Annotated in this window: 14 protein-coding genes and 1 tRNA gene; 10 read left to right on the top strand and 5 right to left on the bottom strand. The window is 47.2% G+C overall.

What is annotated here, in order from left to right; genetic code table 11:
- Nucleotides 1–65 precede the first annotated feature (65 nt).
- From LDX50_RS11330 to LDX50_RS11320, 3 genes are all read left to right on the top strand, one after another.
- Entirely contained in the window at nucleotides 66–2,468 is a 2,403-nt protein-coding gene (locus LDX50_RS11330) for an ABC transporter permease (protein WP_225698561.1), read from the top strand.
- 295 nt (nucleotides 2,469–2,763) lie between these two features.
- Complete coding sequence (locus LDX50_RS11325; protein WP_225698560.1) at nucleotides 2,764–3,291, top strand: hypothetical protein; 528 nt, start codon at nucleotides 2,764–2,766, stop codon at nucleotides 3,289–3,291.
- 129 nt (nucleotides 3,292–3,420) lie between these two features.
- Nucleotides 3,421–4,542, top strand: coding sequence for a glycoside hydrolase family 16 protein (locus LDX50_RS11320; RefSeq protein WP_225698559.1), 1,122 nt, complete (start codon nucleotides 3,421–3,423; stop codon nucleotides 4,540–4,542).
- 3 nt (nucleotides 4,543–4,545) lie between these two features.
- Here the strand turns inward: LDX50_RS11320 and asnB are convergent, their stop codons facing one another.
- Together asnB and LDX50_RS11310 are read right to left on the bottom strand one after the other, a co-directional pair.
- Entirely contained in the window at nucleotides 4,546–6,447 is a 1,902-nt protein-coding gene (gene asnB, locus LDX50_RS11315) for an asparagine synthase (glutamine-hydrolyzing) (protein ID WP_225698558.1), read from the bottom strand.
- Between the two features lie 4 nt (nucleotides 6,448–6,451).
- Nucleotides 6,452–9,376, bottom strand: coding sequence for an FAD-binding and (Fe-S)-binding domain-containing protein (locus tag LDX50_RS11310; protein ID WP_225698557.1), 2,925 nt, complete (start codon nucleotides 9,374–9,376; stop codon nucleotides 6,452–6,454).
- 111 nt (nucleotides 9,377–9,487) lie between these two features.
- Here LDX50_RS11310 and LDX50_RS11305 point away from each other — a divergent pair, with 111 nt between their 5' ends.
- Entirely contained in the window at nucleotides 9,488–9,958 is a 471-nt protein-coding gene (locus LDX50_RS11305; protein ID WP_225698556.1) for a C40 family peptidase, read from the top strand.
- On the opposite strand, the gene LDX50_RS11300 is transcribed toward LDX50_RS11305, so the two are convergent.
- Nucleotides 9,955–11,634 (bottom strand): PQQ-dependent sugar dehydrogenase, encoded by a 1,680-nt coding sequence (locus tag LDX50_RS11300; protein WP_225698555.1) that lies wholly within the window; start codon nucleotides 11,632–11,634, stop codon nucleotides 9,955–9,957. The genes LDX50_RS11305 and LDX50_RS11300 overlap by 4 nt on opposite strands.
- A gap of 132 nt (nucleotides 11,635–11,766) precedes the next feature.
- Here LDX50_RS11300 and LDX50_RS11295 point away from each other — a divergent pair, with 132 nt between their 5' ends.
- The 5 genes from LDX50_RS11295 (at nucleotide 11,767) to LDX50_RS11275 (ending at nucleotide 15,239) form a co-directional block, all read left to right on the top strand.
- Entirely contained in the window at nucleotides 11,767–13,155 is a 1,389-nt protein-coding gene (locus LDX50_RS11295) for an FAD-binding oxidoreductase (protein WP_225698554.1), read from the top strand.
- Between the two features lie 35 nt (nucleotides 13,156–13,190).
- The gene (locus LDX50_RS11290; protein WP_225698553.1) at nucleotides 13,191–14,009 is read left to right on the top strand and encodes a class II glutamine amidotransferase; all 819 of its coding nucleotides are present in this window, start codon (nucleotides 13,191–13,193) and stop codon (nucleotides 14,007–14,009) included.
- A 64-nt stretch (nucleotides 14,010–14,073) separates the two neighbouring features.
- Nucleotides 14,074–14,147, top strand: a tRNA-Ala gene (locus LDX50_RS11285).
- Nucleotides 14,148–14,579: 432 nt separating this feature from the next.
- A complete protein-coding gene (locus tag LDX50_RS31080) occupies nucleotides 14,580–14,846 on the top strand; it encodes a GIY-YIG nuclease family protein (RefSeq protein ID WP_420828563.1) in 267 nt (88 codons plus the stop codon).
- 27 nt (nucleotides 14,847–14,873) lie between these two features.
- Nucleotides 14,874–15,239: an energy transducer TonB gene (locus tag LDX50_RS11275; RefSeq protein WP_225698552.1), complete on the top strand. Its 366-nt coding sequence runs from the start codon at nucleotides 14,874–14,876 to the stop codon at nucleotides 15,237–15,239.
- A gap of 7 nt (nucleotides 15,240–15,246) precedes the next feature.
- On the opposite strand, the gene LDX50_RS11270 is transcribed toward LDX50_RS11275, so the two are convergent.
- Nucleotides 15,247–16,347 carry an acyltransferase family protein gene (locus tag LDX50_RS11270; RefSeq protein ID WP_225698551.1) on the bottom strand — a complete coding sequence of 367 codons (1,101 nt, stop codon included), beginning with the start codon at nucleotides 16,345–16,347 and terminating at the stop codon, nucleotides 15,247–15,249.
- A 151-nt stretch (nucleotides 16,348–16,498) separates the two neighbouring features.
- Between LDX50_RS11270 and LDX50_RS11265 the strand changes: the two genes are divergently transcribed.
- Nucleotides 16,499–18,091 carry a sulfatase gene (locus LDX50_RS11265; RefSeq protein WP_225698550.1) on the top strand — a complete coding sequence of 531 codons (1,593 nt, stop codon included), beginning with the start codon at nucleotides 16,499–16,501 and terminating at the stop codon, nucleotides 18,089–18,091.
- Nucleotides 18,092–18,130: 39 nt separating this feature from the next.
- On the opposite strand, the gene LDX50_RS11260 is transcribed toward LDX50_RS11265, so the two are convergent.
- Nucleotides 18,131–18,985 carry a hypothetical protein gene (locus tag LDX50_RS11260; RefSeq protein ID WP_225698549.1) on the bottom strand — a complete coding sequence of 285 codons (855 nt, stop codon included), beginning with the start codon at nucleotides 18,983–18,985 and terminating at the stop codon, nucleotides 18,131–18,133.
- Nucleotides 18,986–19,002 lie beyond the last annotated feature (17 nt).

Here is a 19,002-nt window from a genome sequence, read left to right as displayed (position 1 = left end):
GTGTAAAAACATGAAACCGCGAAGCAGAGCGTAGCGTATATTGAAGTAACTCAAAATACAACACCATGCTTCGTAATTACCTGAAGGTCGCAATTCGCGGCCTGCGCCGGAATTCAGGTGCCTCCATCATTAATATTCTTGGATTATCCATAGGTCTGGCCTGCTATATTCTCATCATGATCTACGTGGTAAATGAGACCGGTTATGACCGGTTTCATTCAAAAGCCGATCGTATTTTCAGGCTTACAACGATCGACGAGGCCCTGGGGGTAACCAGCAACAATGTTGCGATCACAAATCCGCGAATGCCCGCCGCAGCCCGTGAGGAAGTGGCTGAGGTATTGGATGCAACCCGTGTTCTTGAGCAAGGCAGAGTGCGTATCGAAAAAGGAGATGATTTTTTCTATTCGGAAAATGCCAAGTCTGTTGAGCAGAACTTCTTTTCAATTTTTGATTATTCTGTAGAGCCGGCAAATGCGATAGAAAGGTTTCATCAACCCCTGAAGATGATCCTTACCGAGGAAATGGCACAGACCACTTTCGGCCGCAGTGATGCCGTTGGTGAACTTTTGAGTATTAATGACCAGGATTGGGAAATAGTGGGGATCATCAGAGATACACCAAAAAATTCACACCTGGGTCTTGATGTTTTGATGTCCTTATATCCAACGGAAGCGGATTCGTCAACTGCACAATATCTTGATGCCTGGGGCGGACTGGGTATGATCGGATATGTTGAATTGGATGATCGCTCTTCGGAAGCAAGTGTGGAAAGCCAGTTGGGTGAAATCGCCTGGTCCAATGATGTTCCTGAATTTTGGGTGCCACAGCTGCAGCCACTTACCGATATTCATCTTGGGTCTTCCGAAATATTGTTTGATTACTATCACATCAATAAAGGCGATAAGGTATATGTTTATTCCCTTTCCGCCGTTGCCATTTTTGTCCTGTTGATCGCCGCTTTCAATTTCATGAATCTTGCCACGGCAAAATCATCCTCACGGGCGAAAGAGGTGGGTATCCGCAAAGTTTTAGGTGGAGCCCGAAGGCATTTAGTGCGCCAGCACCTCGGGGAGTCGGTGCTGCTCGTTTTATTGGCTACTTTCATTGCCATAATCCTTGTGATCATTGCCAGCCCGATGCTTAACCTTGGATTGTATGAGCCTGTTCAGACGTTTCTTTTCAATCGCCCCGGATTACTGGGAGTCATTTTCCTTTCATCCATCATTATTGGATTATTGTCCGGTCTTTACCCGGCATTTGTGCTGTCCGGCTTTCAGACCGCGTCGATCTTACGTGGAAAATTCAGTGGCAGCAAAAGCGGCGTAGGCTTACGGAAGGCATTGGTGATTCTGCAGTTCACGGCATCAATTACTATGATCATCGGAACGGTCTTTATTTATCGCCAGATCGACTATGTAAAAAATAAGGATTTGGGATTTTCGAAAGACCAGATCGTTACTTTTCAGATGACCGATCCCGGTATGGGCGAAAATCTGGTCGCCTTCAGGGACAGGCTTATGACATATGAAGGTGTTGAAAAGGCATCCCTGTCAAATAATATGCCGGGTCGCACCTTTGGCAGAACGGGAATTACACCGGAAGGGTATGATCCCGAATCGAATGAGGATACGTGGATCGTGAGTGTTTTATCGTTTGATGAACATTACATCGATATGATGAGTATGGAGGTCGTGAATGGCAGGGCATTTGACGCTGCATCCGGAACGGATCAGAATGAGGCGGTGATGGTGAATGAGTCTTTCATAGAACAGGTAGGGTGGGAAGATCCTGTTGGAATGAAGGTAATAATGGGGAATAATACCGAACGTACCATCATCGGAGTTGTAAAGAACTTTCATTTCGCTGATATGAAGCACTCCATCGAACCTATCATCATGTTTTACAATCCGGGGCCTAACGGGAATCTTTCCTTCCGGCTGAATAGTGAAAATATCCGTGAGTCGATGGCAACTGCTGAGAAGCTATGGGATGAGTTTTATCCCGAATACCCGTTTGAGTATCAATTCTTTGATGAGGAATTCAACCAGGTTTTTGCCGCTGATGAGCGCTTTTCCAAACTCGTTGTAAGCTTCACCTGGCTGGCCATATTTATCGCGTGCCTGGGACTGCTTGGTCTTTCGGCTTTTATGGCCGATCAACGCAGGAAGGAAATTGGAGTAAGGAAGGTTATGGGATCCTCCGTAGGTCAAGTAATGGTGCTGCTGTCGAAGGAATTCATCATTCTCATCGGAATCTCCATGGTCCTTGCCTGGCCGCTGGCTTACCTGGCAGTCAACAACTGGTTGGGTGAATTTCAATATCGGATCGATCTGCTCACTCCCCTGAACCTAATTATTTTCCTGGCTGCGGGACTGGCCGCTCTGGCCATTGGCCTCCTTACCGTCAGTTACCAGGCACGTGCTGCAGCGGTCGTAAATCCGGTTAATTCGCTGAAGGAAGAGTGAGTTGTAGTCAGTAGTCAGCGCCGAAGGGGCGTCCCTTTGGGATAGTCAATAGTCAGTAGTGGTACAAATAGGGAGTAAGGAGTAGGTAATTGGAAGCTAGCCTGCACTCCTTGCCGTCATCACGGCGGTACTCCCGGCTCAAGGCCGGGAGATTATACCGGGATGACGTGCGAAAAAGGGGTTGCGGCTCAAGGTCGGGAGATTACACCGGCCTGCCTGCCGGAAGGCAGGGATGACGTGTGAAAGAAGGGTTGCCCTGGAATACGATACTCACTATTTCTTCGTTTATTTAAGAATGAAATTTCAACTTGCAGCAACATTCATTTTTCTTGCCGTTACCTCGGTATTCTCCCAGAATGTTCGTCTTGAATCGCTGCTGATCAATGGCCAAATTCCCGTTTACTGCAATCGCAGCGATCTTGAGAAAACATTCCGGATCGACAGCGTCGTTGCTCTTGATATTTATGAGAATTCGACATTGTCGGATTCTGTGATCTATATTGGCGAAACGGATTTCGACTATTTTTCTGGTAATAATACCCAATCCCGGGGGCTTGAAACAGATTGTGTTCTCCGGTCAGTTGTTTTTGATGAACAGGTCACCACTTTCAATATTGGTATTTTTGAAATTACCGGAAGTACGACCATTGCTGATATTGCAAGGTTGTTTCCCGAATTCTGTGCAGATCCCCAGCCGATTTCAGTTTACGGAGATCCTCGACCGCACCTCGTTTGTGCAATCGATACAGATACTGAATATCGCATTCTTGTCTTTTTCAGGGAAGGAAAAGTAGTCATGCTTCATTTGTGGCAGGCCGACTGATGTTTTATCACTGAATATCAAATATTTCCATAGTTATGTTTATCTTAAAAGGCTAAAACCTGAAGGAATATGAGACATCATTGCTTGTGTATAGAAATCAGGTACGTCTATTAAAAAAATATCAATACAATGCAGATACGTCAATTTTCAAAGGGTATGTTTACCATGTCACTGATTATTACCGGATTGTTTTTTGCTTCCTGTGGAGGTGATGACGGTTCAGATAATGCAATGCCGCCGTCGAACCTGACAGTAAGCATTACTCCAAATCCGGATACTCCGGGCCTGATCCAGGTGGTCGCAACCGCGACGAATGCCAGTTATTATAAATTCAATTTCGGGGATTCACCATCGATCGTTCAGAACTCAACCGGTACTATTGAGCATACTTATATCAGCTCAGGGGATTTCGAAGTAACGGTTCAGGCACATTCATCAGAATCATCCTTCATCTCCACAACCAGGGATGTCTCCATTACCTTACCTGACCCGACAGAGCTGGGATATGAATCTCCCGAAAGCTATGATGGCTATACCCTTGTATGGCGTGATGAATTCAACGGAGATGCGCTTTCAGATGACTGGACCTATGATATTGGGGATGGATGCCCTGATCTCTGTGGCTGGGGCAATAATGAGCTGGAATATTATAAGAGCGAAAATACGCTGGTGGCCGACGGATTCCTACGGATCACTGCAAAGCAGGAATCATTCGGAGGAAAGAATTATACCTCATCAAAAATTATTACCAAAGACGCACAAACATTTCAGTACGGCCGAATCGATATTCGCGCGGTACTTCCCAGAGGCCAGGGAATGTGGCCCGCACTCTGGATGCTCGGAACCAATATCGATGACGTAGGCTGGCCTTCCTGTGGCGAGATCGATATCATGGAAATGGTAGGCGGCGGTGCCGGTAAAGACAATACTGTTCACGGAACGGTTCACTGGGATAATAATGGCAATTATGCCAATTACGGAGGGGAAGTAAGCCTGTCCAGCGGGGTCTTTGCAGATCAGTTCCATGTTTTTTCCATCACCTGGGATGAAACTTTCATCCGTTGGTATCTCGACGGAGTGGAATATCATGTGATTGATATTTCACCATCAGGATTAAGCGAACTGAAAGGTGAGTTTTACATGATCTTCAATGTGGCAGTTGGCGGAAACTGGCCCGGATCACCGAATGCGTCCACACAATTTCCACAAGAGATGATCGTCGATTATGTGCGCTATTTCCAGGCGAACTGATCTTTAGATAAAATATCGCTTATACCACCATTGAAAAACCACCAGGCCCCAGATACGCGCATGCGTATCACCGGGGTCTGATGAGTATAGTTTCTTTCTCAGCTTATGAACCTTCTCCGGGTTGAAAATGCCCTGCTCCCTGAGCCAGGAATCTGCAAGGAGGTCATCTTCAATGATGGATCGCATATCCGTTCGAAGCCACTTCAGTAATGGTACCTCAAATCCCTTTTTAGGCCGGTTATATAATTCTTCCGGCAGTATTTCCCTGAAAGTATCCTGTACGATCCGCTTTCGTATCCCTCCGTTTATTTTTGATGAAACAGGAAGACTGTTGGCAAATTCAACAACACGATGATCCAGAAACGGCACGCGAACCTCCAATGCATGCGCCATTGACATCCGGTCAACCTTGGTTAACATATCATCCGGCAGCACCAGCCGCAGGTCTGCATAGAGGAAGTCGTTAAGTGTGGCGTTGTGCCCCGGGATATTTTCAAGTAATGCTGATCGTAATTTATTGTAATTGTCCGCGTCGAATTTTTCCTTTGAATTAGCAGAAAGCAAAGCAAATGCCTCGCTTTCCCGTGCATAGCCAGCCCAACGCCAATAACGGTCTTTTGGTGAGAGCTTCATGCCTTCGCCGAGTCTGTCCAGTTGTCGGAAAAGGTTGGTGAGTTTGTTATTTCTCGATTTTGGGAGGATATGCCAGAGTGGCTCCAGGGCTGCTGCTGCTCTTACTGCCCCGCCACCTTCGATTATCCGTTGAAAGGCGGCGTGTTTATTGTATCCGCCGAATAGCTCGTCAGCCCCATCGCCCGACAAGGCTACGGTAGCATGCTTTCGGGTCTCTCGTGAAAGTATGTTTACAGCAATCGCAGATGAATCGGCGAAGGGTTCATCGATGCCATCCAGAATTTCGTGAACGTGCCGGTAGAGGTCACTGTTGGTAAGGGAGAAAACATGGTGCTGACTTCCTATTTTTTTAGCCACCAGCTGCGCATAATTGGTTTCATCGAAAAATGGCTCATCCCTGTACCCGATGGAAAATGTATGCAGCCCGGGTTTGTGCCGTGCAGCGAATGTGGCGATTACCGAGCTGTCAATCCCACCACTCAGGAAAGACCCGAGCGGAACATCCGACACGAGGCGTTTCAGTACAGCATCTTCGAGTAACGTAGCCAGCTGTTTCTGCTGGTCCTCATAACCTTCCGATGCAGGCTTTTCATTATAGCGGGGAGGTGTATACCATATTTTCTTTTCAAAGATATTCGCATCGATGTAAATGGATTCCCCGGGGAGCATTTTTTTCACGCCTTTCATAATGGTTCGTGGCGCAGGAATGTAATTCAGCTGAAGGTAGGTATGCAGCGCCTCGAAATCCAGTTGCTTTTCGATCCCATAGGCCAGGATGGATTTCATTTCCGACGCGAAGAGAAACCTGTCATTGTCGGAAAAATAATACAGCGGCTTGATGCCCATGCGGTCGCGGGCCATGAATATGGATTTCTGCCGGCGGTCGTAAAGGGCAAAGGCGAAAAAGCCATTGAGTTTATTCAGTGCTTCACTTCCCTCCAGGATCAGCAGATGAAGCAATACCTCCGTATCACTGAGACTTCTGAAGGTTATACCCCGGGCCTCCAGCTCCTGACGAAGCTGACTGAAATTGAAGATTTCGCCATTAAAAATCAGGGTATACCGGCCGCTTGGATCCGTCATGGGCTGATTGGCATCAGGCGTTGTGTCAATGATGGAAAGTCTTCGGTGACCCAGGCCAACAGCTTCATCATGCACGGTATTCTGGAAGTCGGGTCCGCGGTGATCCAGCACTTGTGTGGCTTTCGCAAGATGGATCATGCTTACCCTGCCTATCATGTTAAACGCGTAAATTCCGGTAATACCGCACATAGAATTATTTTTTCAGGGCTTCGTAAAGAACTTCTACCGGATGTTTGGCTGATCTGCCCGTACCGTCCATGATTTGGTGGCGGCAGCTGGTTCCCGGTGCTGCAATGATCGTCGTAGATTCTTCCGCACGAACTGCAGGGAAGAGAACAAGCTCGCCAATCTGCATTGAAACGTCATAGTGCTCCTTTTCGTATCCGAATGATCCTGCCATCCCGCAACAGCCTGAAGGGATCATCAATACTTCGTAATTTACTGGCAGCGATAAAATTTTCTTCGTCGGCACGACCGATGACAGGGCTTTCTGATGGCAATGGCCGTGGAGGCGAATGCGCGCCTTCTCTGTGGTGAACTGATCCGACTGAATCCGTCCTGCCGCAATTTCCTCAGCAAGGAATTCATCGATCATAAAACTGCATTCTGCTAAAATTTTAGCGCGTGCCTGAAGGGATTCACCAACGATTTCAGGATATTCATCGCGGAATGAGAGGATCGCCGAGGGTTCAATACCAATGAGCGGCACCTTATCCGAAATGAGCTCGGAGAACAGGCGTACATTTTCTACAGCAATGGCTTTGGCCTCATCAAGCATACCCTTGGAAAAGAACGTCCGGCCGCTTTCCTCATGATCTGCCATTTTAACCGCGTACCCCAGCTCCGTGAGTAATTTAATGGCTGTAATTCCAATGGGAGTATCATTATAATCGGTGAATTCATCGCAAAACAGGTAAACCGTTCTTTTCGGATGTTTCGGCTGCAGCTGTGCCAGATTCTTTTCTGCCCATTTTCGCAGGGTGACCTTGTGAAGCTTTGGCATCGAACGCTGAGGTGCAATTCCCATAATTGATTTAGCCAGCTTTCCGGTGAGTCCGCCCGCTACAAACGTGTTATATAATCCCGCTACTTTGGAAGCTTTACGATTATTTGACGTGAATTGGGCGATCATTTTTGTGCGAAATGGAATACCGTGGCTCTTGTAGTACTGGTACTGCCATTCAGCTTTCATCTTTCCGATATCGACGTTCGACGGGCATTCCGACTTGCATCCTTTGCAGGAAAGACAAAGATCCATAACGGCCTTGATCTCCTCACTGTCGAAGGGGTTTTCACGCTTTGAATTCGTTAAAACCTCCCGGAGAATATTGGCCCGTGCCCGTGTTGTATCCATTTCATTTTTTGTGGCCATGTAGGACGGGCACATGGTCCCCCCGCTCAGGTGCGTCTTCCGGCAATCACCGGAACCATTGCACAGCTCTGCTGAACGAACGATCCCATGATAGGTGTCGAAATTAAAAATAGTATGAAACTCGGGCGTCAGCTGACCAGGCGTATAACGAAGCTGTTCATTCATGGCAGGGGTATGCACGATCTTGCCCGGATTAAAAATGTTTTTAGGATCCCAGGCAGCCTTGATATCTTTCAGTAGGGCAAAATTTGCATCCCCGATCATAAACGGAATAAATTCACCCCGAAGCCTGCCGTCGCCGTGCTCTCCGCTAAGGGAGCCCTTGTATTTTTTTACGAGCGCCGCAATTTCTTCCAGTATCACACGGAACATGCGATTGCCTTCCTGGGTCTTCAGATCCAGGATCGGGCGTAAATGAAGTTCCCCGGAACCGGCATGCGCATAGTGAACGCAAAAGAGATTGTATTTTTTCAGCGTTTCATTAAACTCGTCGATATAGGCCGGCAGGTCCTGAACATCCACGGCAGTATCCTCGATGACGGGAACAGGTTTGGCATCGCCCGGAATATTGCTCAGCAGTCCGAGTCCGGCTTTCCGGAGTGACCATACCCTTTTCGTGTCTTCACCCGTCACCAGCGGAAAGTGATAGCCCAGGTTTTTCGCCTTCAGATCTGCGACAAGCCCAGCCGCTTTTTTCTCCACTTCTTCGAGCGTGGACCCGCGCAGCTCCACCACCAGGATCGCTTTCGGGTCGCCCTGCAGGAAGAACCGGTTCTGCCGGTACTGGATATTACCCTTGGTGCATTCCAGGATATAGTGATCCATCAGTTCAGAAGCATAGGGCTCGTAGCGGATTGCTTCCAGGTTTCCAAGCAAGGCGTCATGAATGGATTCAAAATGCGCGCACAGAAGCCCTGAAACCGGGGGAGGCAAGGGATTGATACGCAGTTTGGCCTCGGTAATGAACATGAGGGTTCCTTCGGAGCCGGCGATGAGTTTGCAAAAGTTGAATTTTCCCCCGTTCTCTATGAACGGCTCAAGGTCCTTCAGCATATCAATGGCATAGCCGGTGTTCCGCCTGTGGATCGTCGGCTTGGGATAGTTACTGTCAATGTTCGCCCGGTTTTCAGGGTTGCTCAGCATATCCCGTATCTGGCGGTAAATTTCTCCCTCCAGTGTTTTCAGACTGCATTTTTCACTGAATTCATCGAGTGTCAGTTCACCGAATACCACTTCAGAGCCATCACTGAGAAATCCGTGAACCTCCATCAAGTGGTCCCGTGTACTTCCATAGACGATGCTGTTGGATCCGCATGAATTATTCCCGATCATGCCGCCGATCATGGCACGGTTGGCTGTTGAGGTTTCCGGTCCGAACAGAAACCCATGAGACTCGAGATACATGTTGAGTTCGTCACGGATCACCCCGGGCTGAACCCGTACCCACTGTTCCACGCTGTTATGTTCGACGATTTTGGTAAAGTTTTTTGAAACATCCACCACAATACCGTTGCCCACGACCTGTCCGGCCAGTGATGTACCTGCTGTGCGCGGGATCAGGCTGGTTTTTGCTTCGATTGCGTAGCTGATTAGCTGCCGGATATCTTCTGCATTTTCAGGGATCGCAACCGCCAGTGGCAGTTCCCTGTATGCCGAGGCATCGGTTGCGTACAGTTTCCGCATGGTGTCGTCATAATACAATTGGCCCTGCAGACGTTCTCCTAATGATTCCAGTGTTATTGACAAAGCGGGATGGTTCTAATGTGAAGTGGAAAATTAAATTCTTTTTGACATTGTTAAAAAGATAATGGTAATTTAAATACGCGTTTCATGATCGTATTTTTTAATTCTAACACCATGCACCGAATAGGATGGTATTTTTTACTGATCGCATCGCTGATTTCCTCGTGCGCATCTTCGAAAAAAACAGCAAAAACCGATACCCGGGTGGATACCGTTATCCAAACAGCCCGGAGTTACACAGGCACGCCCTATAAATGGGGAGGTACCACACGATCGGGAATGGATTGCAGCGGTTTGTTATGCAATGCTTTCGCGAGTATTGACTATCAGTTGCCGCGCACTTCTGCGGCGCAGAGTGAAGTGGGCCAGAAAGTGAAAAAAGAGGACATTAAACCAGGCGACCTCGTATTTTTTGCCACGGGTCGCAGCCGAAAGAAGGTGACGCATGTCGGACTGGTAACTACCATTAAAAAGGGTGAAGTCTGGTTTATTCACAGCAGTTCCTCTTTGGGTGTGATCGAAAGCAGCCTGGGGACGTCATATTACGCCAAACGATTCCTTCACGCCCGAAGACCCATCGATTAAATTGATTTTTTAATTCCTGTGATCTGATACACCTTCCCGTCGGCCTTTGTGAGGATGTATAATTCACCGGCGGCATCCATGCCGAACCGCAGATCTACCCTGGCCTTGCCCAGGCGCTCACGGAATGAGGAAATATTTCCGTCATCAAATTGAAGCTGAACCTCGGAAACCGCTGACTGCTTACCCTGCTTAAAATCAGACGCATCGGATAAAAATACGCGTCCGTTTATAATGCCTCCAAAAAGATAGTATCCCTCAATTTCCGGAATCTGCTTACCGTAATAAATGTATCCGCTGGAGATGGCGGCAATTTCGTCGTGGTCAACCTGAATCACTGGGTAGGTGAATCCAAAACCGGCATCGTCGGTCTCAAGTGAATATACCTTATCCATGCTTTCATTTTTAAACAGGCGGAAGGTTCCTTCCCGTTCCGGCCAGCCATAATTCCTTCCTTTTTCAATGATGTTGAGCTCTTCGATATTGGTATGCCCGATGTCGGAAGCCAGCATCCTGCCGTCAGCATCCCAGAAGATCCGGTGCGGATTGCGAAATCCCAGTGCATAAACCTCTGATTTATCTGGGTTAGAAGAAGGAATGCCATAATGCCCATTCATACTGTTATTACCTGCGGGATCAATTCGAAGGATGGTGCCCCACGGCTGCTGCTGATTTTGAACCAGGAATGCATACCCGTTTTCAACTGCGCCGCCATCGCCAATTCCGATGTACATCAAACCATAGTCTTGATCGCCCGGATTGGCATGGGGATTAAAGGCGATTTCCTGCATTCCGTGGATCTGGCTCACCATATCAATGCGCATAAGCTCTCCGTGTGTGCCACTAAAAACAGAGGATGTTGGATCATCGTGTTTCCATTCGTCGAGCACCCAACGCACTGTTCTCGGAATGGTATCTGTATAACTGAAATCAGCGGGTGCAGATGTCTTCGGATCCTCGGTATGACTGGTATAGAAGATTCCGTTTTGGTCATATTCAGGGTGAAAGGCAAAGCTTCCCAGGCCGGTGGCCAGTCCGGGCTGGGCAATGAAATGTTCGAAGTAATCCTCCATCTTCAGGAACGGAATCCATTGCTGGTCCTTTATTTCATACAGAATTCCATTCAGGTCGGAAATGAACTGCCGGCCTGATTCCGGGATCATTTTATTGATGCGCGCCACGGGTGGATTTTTGGCTGTTGGAGGAGCCGTAAGTACTTCTTTCAAAATGAGAATAATACCGGATTCCGGAATTTTTTGAGGAATGGGATCGTCCAGGGGCTGAAGACCAGCAGCTGCTGTTGAATTCGGCTTATCCGGATAAGTGTGCATATAGGCCAGGATGGCTTTCAGGTCGGCATCCGATAGGGTCTCAAAAGACGGCATGTAGGTATTAAATTTTTCAAATGCGGCAACGGCCCGGTTATCCCCGCCGGAGATCATCCTGGCCGGATTCCGGATGAAGCGTTGAAGCCATTCGTCCGATACTACTGTCGTTATACCGCCAAGGGCGGGTCCAATTCCGGTTTGTCGGAAGTTGTGACAGGACGCGCATTGCATTTCGAAAAGTTTTCTTCCTTTTGCGATTGTTTCCGGATCGTTGGTATACGCGCTTCTTTGGTTGCAGGCGACCAGAAGAATGCCTGAAAGTACAAATGCAACAAGTGTGTAAAATCTCATTCCTGATAAATCTAATAAAAAGAATTCTTTAAACATGGAAGACTCCTGTTTGTGGAAGTTTCAGGGTTGCTTTTGCCGGTTACTTGACGCATGAATTGCGTATATTTAGGTGCAGAAACAAGCGATCATGAAATGAGCGATCTTAAGGAAGAATATCTGTCAGGATGGGGAAATATTCCGATGGTGCGGGGTAAAATTGCCTTTGCTCATGATGAAGGTGATGTTTCCCGTGCGTTGAAAAACGGTTCGCTGATTTCACGGGGGAAGGGGAGGAGTTATGCAGATCAGGCTACCAATAACGGTGAGCTGGTGCTGAAGATGGAGAAAATGAACCGGTTCATTTCTTTTGATCCTGGAACCGGTATTCTTACAGCGCAGGCTGGTGTCACACTTGCTGAAATAATTAATGTCTTTGCCCCCCGGGGATGGTTTACAATGATCAATCCGGGAACGAAATATGTGACACTGGGCGGGGCTATTGCCAATGATATTCACGGGAAGGCGCATCATGCTGACGGATCATTTGTAAATAGTGTGATTGAGTTCACGATCATGCTGGCCGACGGGCGGGTTCTTACGGCCAGCCGCGAGGAAAATGACGACCTTTTCTGGGCTAATTTCGGCGGACTGGGTCTGTTGGGTGCGATTCTGACGGTAACGTTGAAACTTCGGAAAGTTGAAACCACATATTTTTCACAGAAGGCGATTGTAGCAAGAAATCTTGAGGAGATGATGGATGCGCTTGACGAGACGGAGCAAACGTACCGTCATTCGGTCGCCTGGATCGATTCACTGGCGAAGGGAAAAAACCTGGGGCGGGGTGTGCTTACGGTGGGGAATGAAGCCCGGTTTGATGAATTGCCTCCAAAGCTTCAAAAAGATCCCCTTGCAGTGGGAGCCAAACCAAAAATTACGGTGCCGGTTTATTTACCTTCTTTTACCCTGAATAAACTTACCATCAGTGTTTTGAACAGTGTACTGCATTATTTGCAGAGCCATGGAAAGCCCTTTACCCATTACGACAGCTTCCTGTTTCCGCTGGACGCGATCAATGAATGGAACAAAGGGTATGGAAAACGTGGGTTTATTCAGTACCAGTTTGTCGTTCCTGAGGAGGGCGGACGCGAAAGTGTGCGCCGGATCATGAAAGAGATCACTGAAAGCGACTGCAAGCCATTTTTAAACGTTTTGAAGAAGTTTGGGGAGGCTTCCGGGGGTCCGCTTTCGTTCCCAATGAAAGGTTATACATTCGCTATTGATTTTCCTATAACCGATCAGCTTGAGCCTTTTACGAAACGCCTGGACGAGATGGTACTGGACGCAGGAGGCAGGATTTACCTGGGCAAGGATGCGTTTCTTGATATGGATATGTTCAGAAAAATGTATCCAAATTACGGGGAATGGATGAAGGTAAAACAGAAGTACGATCCGGAATGGCATTTCAATTCAGATATAGGCCGGCGCCTGTTGCATACTGAGCATATACCCTTGGATGATACCGGAATGAAATCAACGATTTAGTTTGATTCAAAGCGCTATTTTTTCTAGATTCAGCTATGTGTCGATGGTTAGGCTATACTGGCAGTCCGATTTTACTGGATGATCTTTTATTCAAACCGACCAACTCCCTTATTCATCAAAGTTTACTATCCAAGGAAGGAGCTGAGCCTACGAATGGTGACGGTTTTGGCGTTGGGTGGTACGACGATCAGCCGGAGCCCGGAGTGTTTAAGTCTATAGAGCCTGCATGGAATGATCATAATTTGGCAGTCCTGAGCCGGCATATCAAGTCCCCCCTTTTTTTAGCCCATGTGCGTGCCACCACCGGCACCCCGATTCAGAAGACCAATTGTCATCCGTTTCACTACAAGAACTGGATGATGGTTCATAATGGTGTGATCTATGGGTTTGAAAAACTTAAAAGGGATATGGCATTTACCATTGATCCGGATCTGTATTATCTCATTCATGGCACAACCGATTCGGAGCTGTTGTTTTACCTGGCGATAACCTTTGGTTTGGAAAAGAATCCCAAGCAGGCACTACAGGTGATGGCCGGTTTTGCAGAGGACCTGGGCCGAAGGAACGGGCAGGGCAAGACTATTCAGATGACCCTGGGGATCAGTGACGGAGAGCGGCTGATGGCGGTGCGGTATTCCAGTGAGCGTAAGTCAAGAAGCCTCTACCACAGCACGAGCATTGAGGCGATGAAAAAGATCAACCCCGACCTGGCGCGCTTTTCAGATGACGCGCGTGCGATTGTATCCGAACCGCTGGGTGACTTGCGGGAATTCTGGGAGGAAATCCCCGAATCGAGTTTTGTGATGATCGATAAGGGAAGAGTTACCGTTGAGGATTTCCGGCCGGAAATCTGAGTCGTAAAATTGTAGGTTTCCGATTATTTTATGGAGGTTTATTTTATATATTTGCAATCCCTTTGGGGCTATAGCTCAGCTGGCTAGAGTGCTTGACTGGCAGTCAAGAGGTCGTGGGTTCGACTCCCACTAGCTCCACCTCCGCCCGCCGAAGCTCCGAAAGGAGCGAAGGCGGGCTTTCTTATGTCTGCACGTCGCTTCTTCGGGCTACGGCGGAGGGACTCCACTGTTAATGCTCCTTTCATATGCTTCGATAGAAGCGAAGGCGGGCATTTTCATTTGTACCCTTCATAACATTTTACTTTTATTAGCAGGCGGGCTTTCATCGTCGCTAAAGCTATGATGAACGAAGGCGGTGGAGGGACTCCACTGTTAATGTTCCTTTCATATGCTTGATAGAAGCGAAGGCGGGCATTTTCATTTCTACCTACCATAACATTCTGCTTTTATCAGCAGGCGGGCTTTCATTGTCGCTAAAGCTATGATGAACGAAGGCGGCGGAGGGACTCCACTGTTAATGCTCCTTTCATATGCTTCGATAGAAGCGAAGGCGGGCTTTTTCATGTCCGAATGAAGGTTTTACTTTACCAAATGACTGGCTTTTTTCATGTTTATATACTGAAGTGTTACGACGGTATTTATTATGTTGGGCGAACGAATGATTTATACAGAAGAATCAAGAAACATAATAACGGAGAGGTGGAATATACGCAATCACGCAGACCGGTACGAATGATTTACTATTGCTCTTTTGAAAACCAATTTTTGGCGATTCAATTTGAGAAATATTTAAAATCGGGAAGCGGAAGGGCATTTATGAAGAGGCACCTTATTTAGTTTTATCAATTTAAACTAATTTATACCATGACCATCATAAAATATCTTTCCGTGTGTTTCTGTGTTATCTCAATCAGCTGTTCTGCACAGACACTGGATGAGCCGGAGATAAGTGCAGTGATGTATGGTTCATATGACAGTCTTTTGTCAGTTACTCAAGCGATCCGAAAAATTGTTGAAAAAGAGAATAATTGCCACCCTGGAAAAGTATATGTGCAGATGGAAATTGATACCTCCGGAAATGTACGCCAGCCTAAAATCGTCAGATCATTGTGCCCCGCAGCAGATTCAATCGCTATGATTATCGCTAAACAACTCAAATTTCATCCTGCATGGCAAAATCAAACCAAGGTTAAATCAAATAAGATCATCACTATTCCCTTCCAACAATAACCACACCCTACACCTTCACAAACGTCTTGTTCCGGTACATATACCAAAGGATCAGGTAGAGGATCAGGAACCCCCCGAATACCTCCAGGGCACCATAATATGGGCCTGTATATTGTTCGGTACCGAAGAGGATAAACCCGGCAATCGTTGAAAAACGTATCACGTGCGACAATACATAGGCGGTGATAGCATTCATCCCGATCACCTTCAAAGGGAATGCCCATCGCCGGATCCCTTTCATATCGATAAGCCAGTAGAAAAACGCCAGGATCAGGTAACAAACGCCCGATGAAGCCAGCACGAAAGAGGAAGTCCAAAGCTTCTTGATGATCGGGTGCCAGATACCCATCAGTAAACCGGCCGCCAGTCCGATTACGCCGGCGAGCAATAAATTTCTCAGAACCTTTGGCTGACTCATGCCCGACTTGATCCACTCGCCCGCAAACATGCCTGAGAGGGTGGTGGCGACAAACCCGAAACTGCTGAGCAGCCAGGTGTACTGTGTCTGATCCTCAAACCGGTCGAATACAAGCCTGTCGAAATACAACGCGATATTTTCATCCGGCAGCAGCAGTCCGGCTTCACTACCCGGAACACTGATGGTGAGCAGTATCAGGGTAAAGGCGACCAGGCAGAATGTAAAAACCGCATACTGCCCTTTTTTGCTGAGGTGCATGTAGCAAAGACAGCTCACGACATATCCCACGGCAATCGCCTGCAGCGTATTGCTGAAAATATAAAACCTGTCAATATCCAGCTCGAGCAAATTTCCCTGTACAATCCAGCCCAGTACAAACAGGATTAAAAACCTCCGGCCTATTTTTAAATAGATATCCCTGTTTGAATTTGTTTCCCGGATTCTTTTGGATAGGGAAAACGGAATAACGGCGCCCACAGTAAAAAGGAAAAGGGGCATAATGATGTCGTATATGGTATTGCCGGTCCAGTCTGGGTGATCAAACTGATGCGCCATAAATTGCGTAAATGGCGTGTCGACGCCGCTGTAGAGCGCCCAGAAAAACTGGTCCAGGAGTATGATCCCAAGCATATCAAGTCCGCGTACGACATCGATGGATTCAATTCTGGCAGTGGATATATTGGCGTTCATGCTGATATGCGGGTTTCGACCACGACTCCAAAATATAAATTATACTTATGTGATCATACATTTTAAAATTATCATTCTGCTTGTTCTTTCCGAAGTATTCTTCGGACAGGTCTTTTTTGAATAAATATGTATCTTGAATTAAATCTGATCTATGAAAAATTTTCGAAGTTTTGATCTGATCTGTCTCCTGATAGTATTCCTTACGGCAGCGGGATGTTCGGAACAATCGGGAAATGCACCCAACATCATTTTCATTCTTGCAGATGACTTTGGAAATCACGATTTAGGATATACAGGAAGCAGTTTTTATCAAACACCCAATTTGGATCAGCTGGCATCGGAATCCATGATTTTCACCAACGGCTATGCGGCATGCCAGGTCTGCAGTCCGTCCCGCGCCAGTATCATGTCGGGAAAATTTCCTGCCCGCCATGGGATTACCGACTGGATCGGCGCACCGTTCGGGGAGGACTGGCGACGAATGAACCGGTATAACAAACTTTTGCCGCCTGATTACAAGCATCAGCTGGATACTGCCTACATCACCCTCCCGGAGGCATTAAGGGAAGGAGGGTATTCGACATTCTTTGCCGGGAAGTGGCACCTGGGAAGCAAGGGTTCCTGGCCCACCGATCATGGATTTGATCACAATATCGGCGGCTGGGACGCCGGCAGTCCGCGGGGCGGCTATTTTTCACCATATGAAAATCCGAATCTAGCCGACGGCCCTGCCGGAGAAAACCTTTCAATGCGCCTCGCTCGTGAAACTGTTAATTTTATACAGTCCCACCAGCAAAGTGAGAGTGATAAACCCTTCTTTGCTTTTCTGTCCTTTTATGCTGTTCACGGACCCATTCAGACCACTAAGGAAAAATGGAAAAAATACCGTGACCTGGCAGTGCATAATGGTATTGCTGATCACGGATATGAAATGGGAAAATTTTTACCCATTCGCCAGGTACAGGATAATCCGGTTTATGCCGGGTTGGTTGAACAAATGGATGATGCCATCGGGGAAGTACTCGCAGCCTTGCGGGAAATGAATCTTGATGAGAATACCATTGTAGTATTCACTTCGGATAATGGGGGTGTAGCCGCCGGAGACGCCTATTCCACCTCTAATTTGCCCTTGCGTGCGGGAAAGGGGTATCAGTATGAAGGCGGAATCAGGGAGCCTTATTTCATTAAGGTACCCTGGATGAATACGGGCGGACGAACTTCTGATATACCTGTGACCGGAACTGATTTTTATCCGACCCTGCTCGAACTGGCAGGTCTGCCCTTGCGAACTTCGGAACATTCTGATGGAGTAAGCCTGGTGAATGTATTAAAAGGGGATTCGATTGAAACACGACTGCTGATTTGGCATTATCCGCATTACGGAAATCAGGGAGGAGAGCCTTCGTCGATCATTCGGAGGGGTGACTGGAAGTTGATTTACTATTACGAAGACGGGCGAACCGAATTGTTTGATTTAGAGAAAGATCCGGGGGAACAGTCAGATGTTTCCGCTGATAATCCGCAAATCGTTGAGCGGCTACTCGATGAACTATTTAATTTCCTTCGGCAGGTGAATGCTAAAAGGCCTGTTCCGGATCCCGGGTATTCCCCGGAGTTGGAGCAAGAACACCTGGAAAGAGTAAAGAACGAAGTGTTACCCAGGTTGGAACAGCAAAGGCTTCAATTCCTCTCAGAGGACTTTGATCCGAATAATGACTGGTGGGGTTCTGCAGTAAAAGACTGAAGTTCACGTATTCAATCTTCGTCGGAGGGTTAGATTTAATTATTTTCTGCCCTGTGCAAGCCGGGCAGTCAGGAACAGGTTAAATCCTCCAAACCCAAATATTACTCTTCCTGTAAACTTGTCACTAAGTGGTAAATTTCTGATCTGATACGTATTACTTGAATAGGCAACCCCCAAACCAACTTGCTTAAAAATGAAATACTGAAGCGAAACATTGGTCTCAAGAACATTGATCTTAATATCGCTAACGTCGACGTAAAAATATTCCAGTGAATACCGGGCCAGCAGTCGGGGTCTCATATATCCGGCCCCATGAACACCCAGTAGTATAGCCGGGGCGATAAATTTTTCGCTTTCGGCATAACTCCGGTTATTCAGGCTCGCCGACATCCCCATATTAAAACGTACAGCACGAAGACCGAATGATAATCCCGCATTCCAGTTTCTTTCGCTGAAGAAGGAGTACCGCCAGGTGGCCCCGAAATAGTTGACATCGAATTTGATATTTGCAGACGCTCCGGCATAAAAGATGGTATCGTTGAATTCAATATCCTTTTCCAGTGTCAGGGAATTTGACCTGGCCATGCGCGTAAAGGTAAGGTTCATCTGCGATCTCTTACTCAACAAAAGAAGTCCGTCGATCCGAAATACATTCAGGTTCTGGTCCAGTTTCAGATCATCCTCGAAATTAATCTCTGTACCAAGTCCAAAATCCGAATCAAAGCGTACACGTGTTGTCATTTTTGGGAAATAATATCCCATCGACATATATAGTTTGGGCGAGAGCGAATCCTGTTCTTCATTGATATAGCTCTGTGAGAAAGCAAGGCTGCTAACAAGACTTAGAGCGAATAAAAAGGCGATGAACCTGAATCCTCTTGTTCCGGGGATCATGAATTTTGTATTCTTTT

Source organism: Fulvivirga sedimenti (assembly GCF_020328055.1).
This window is presented reverse-complemented; position numbering and strand designations above follow the sequence as displayed.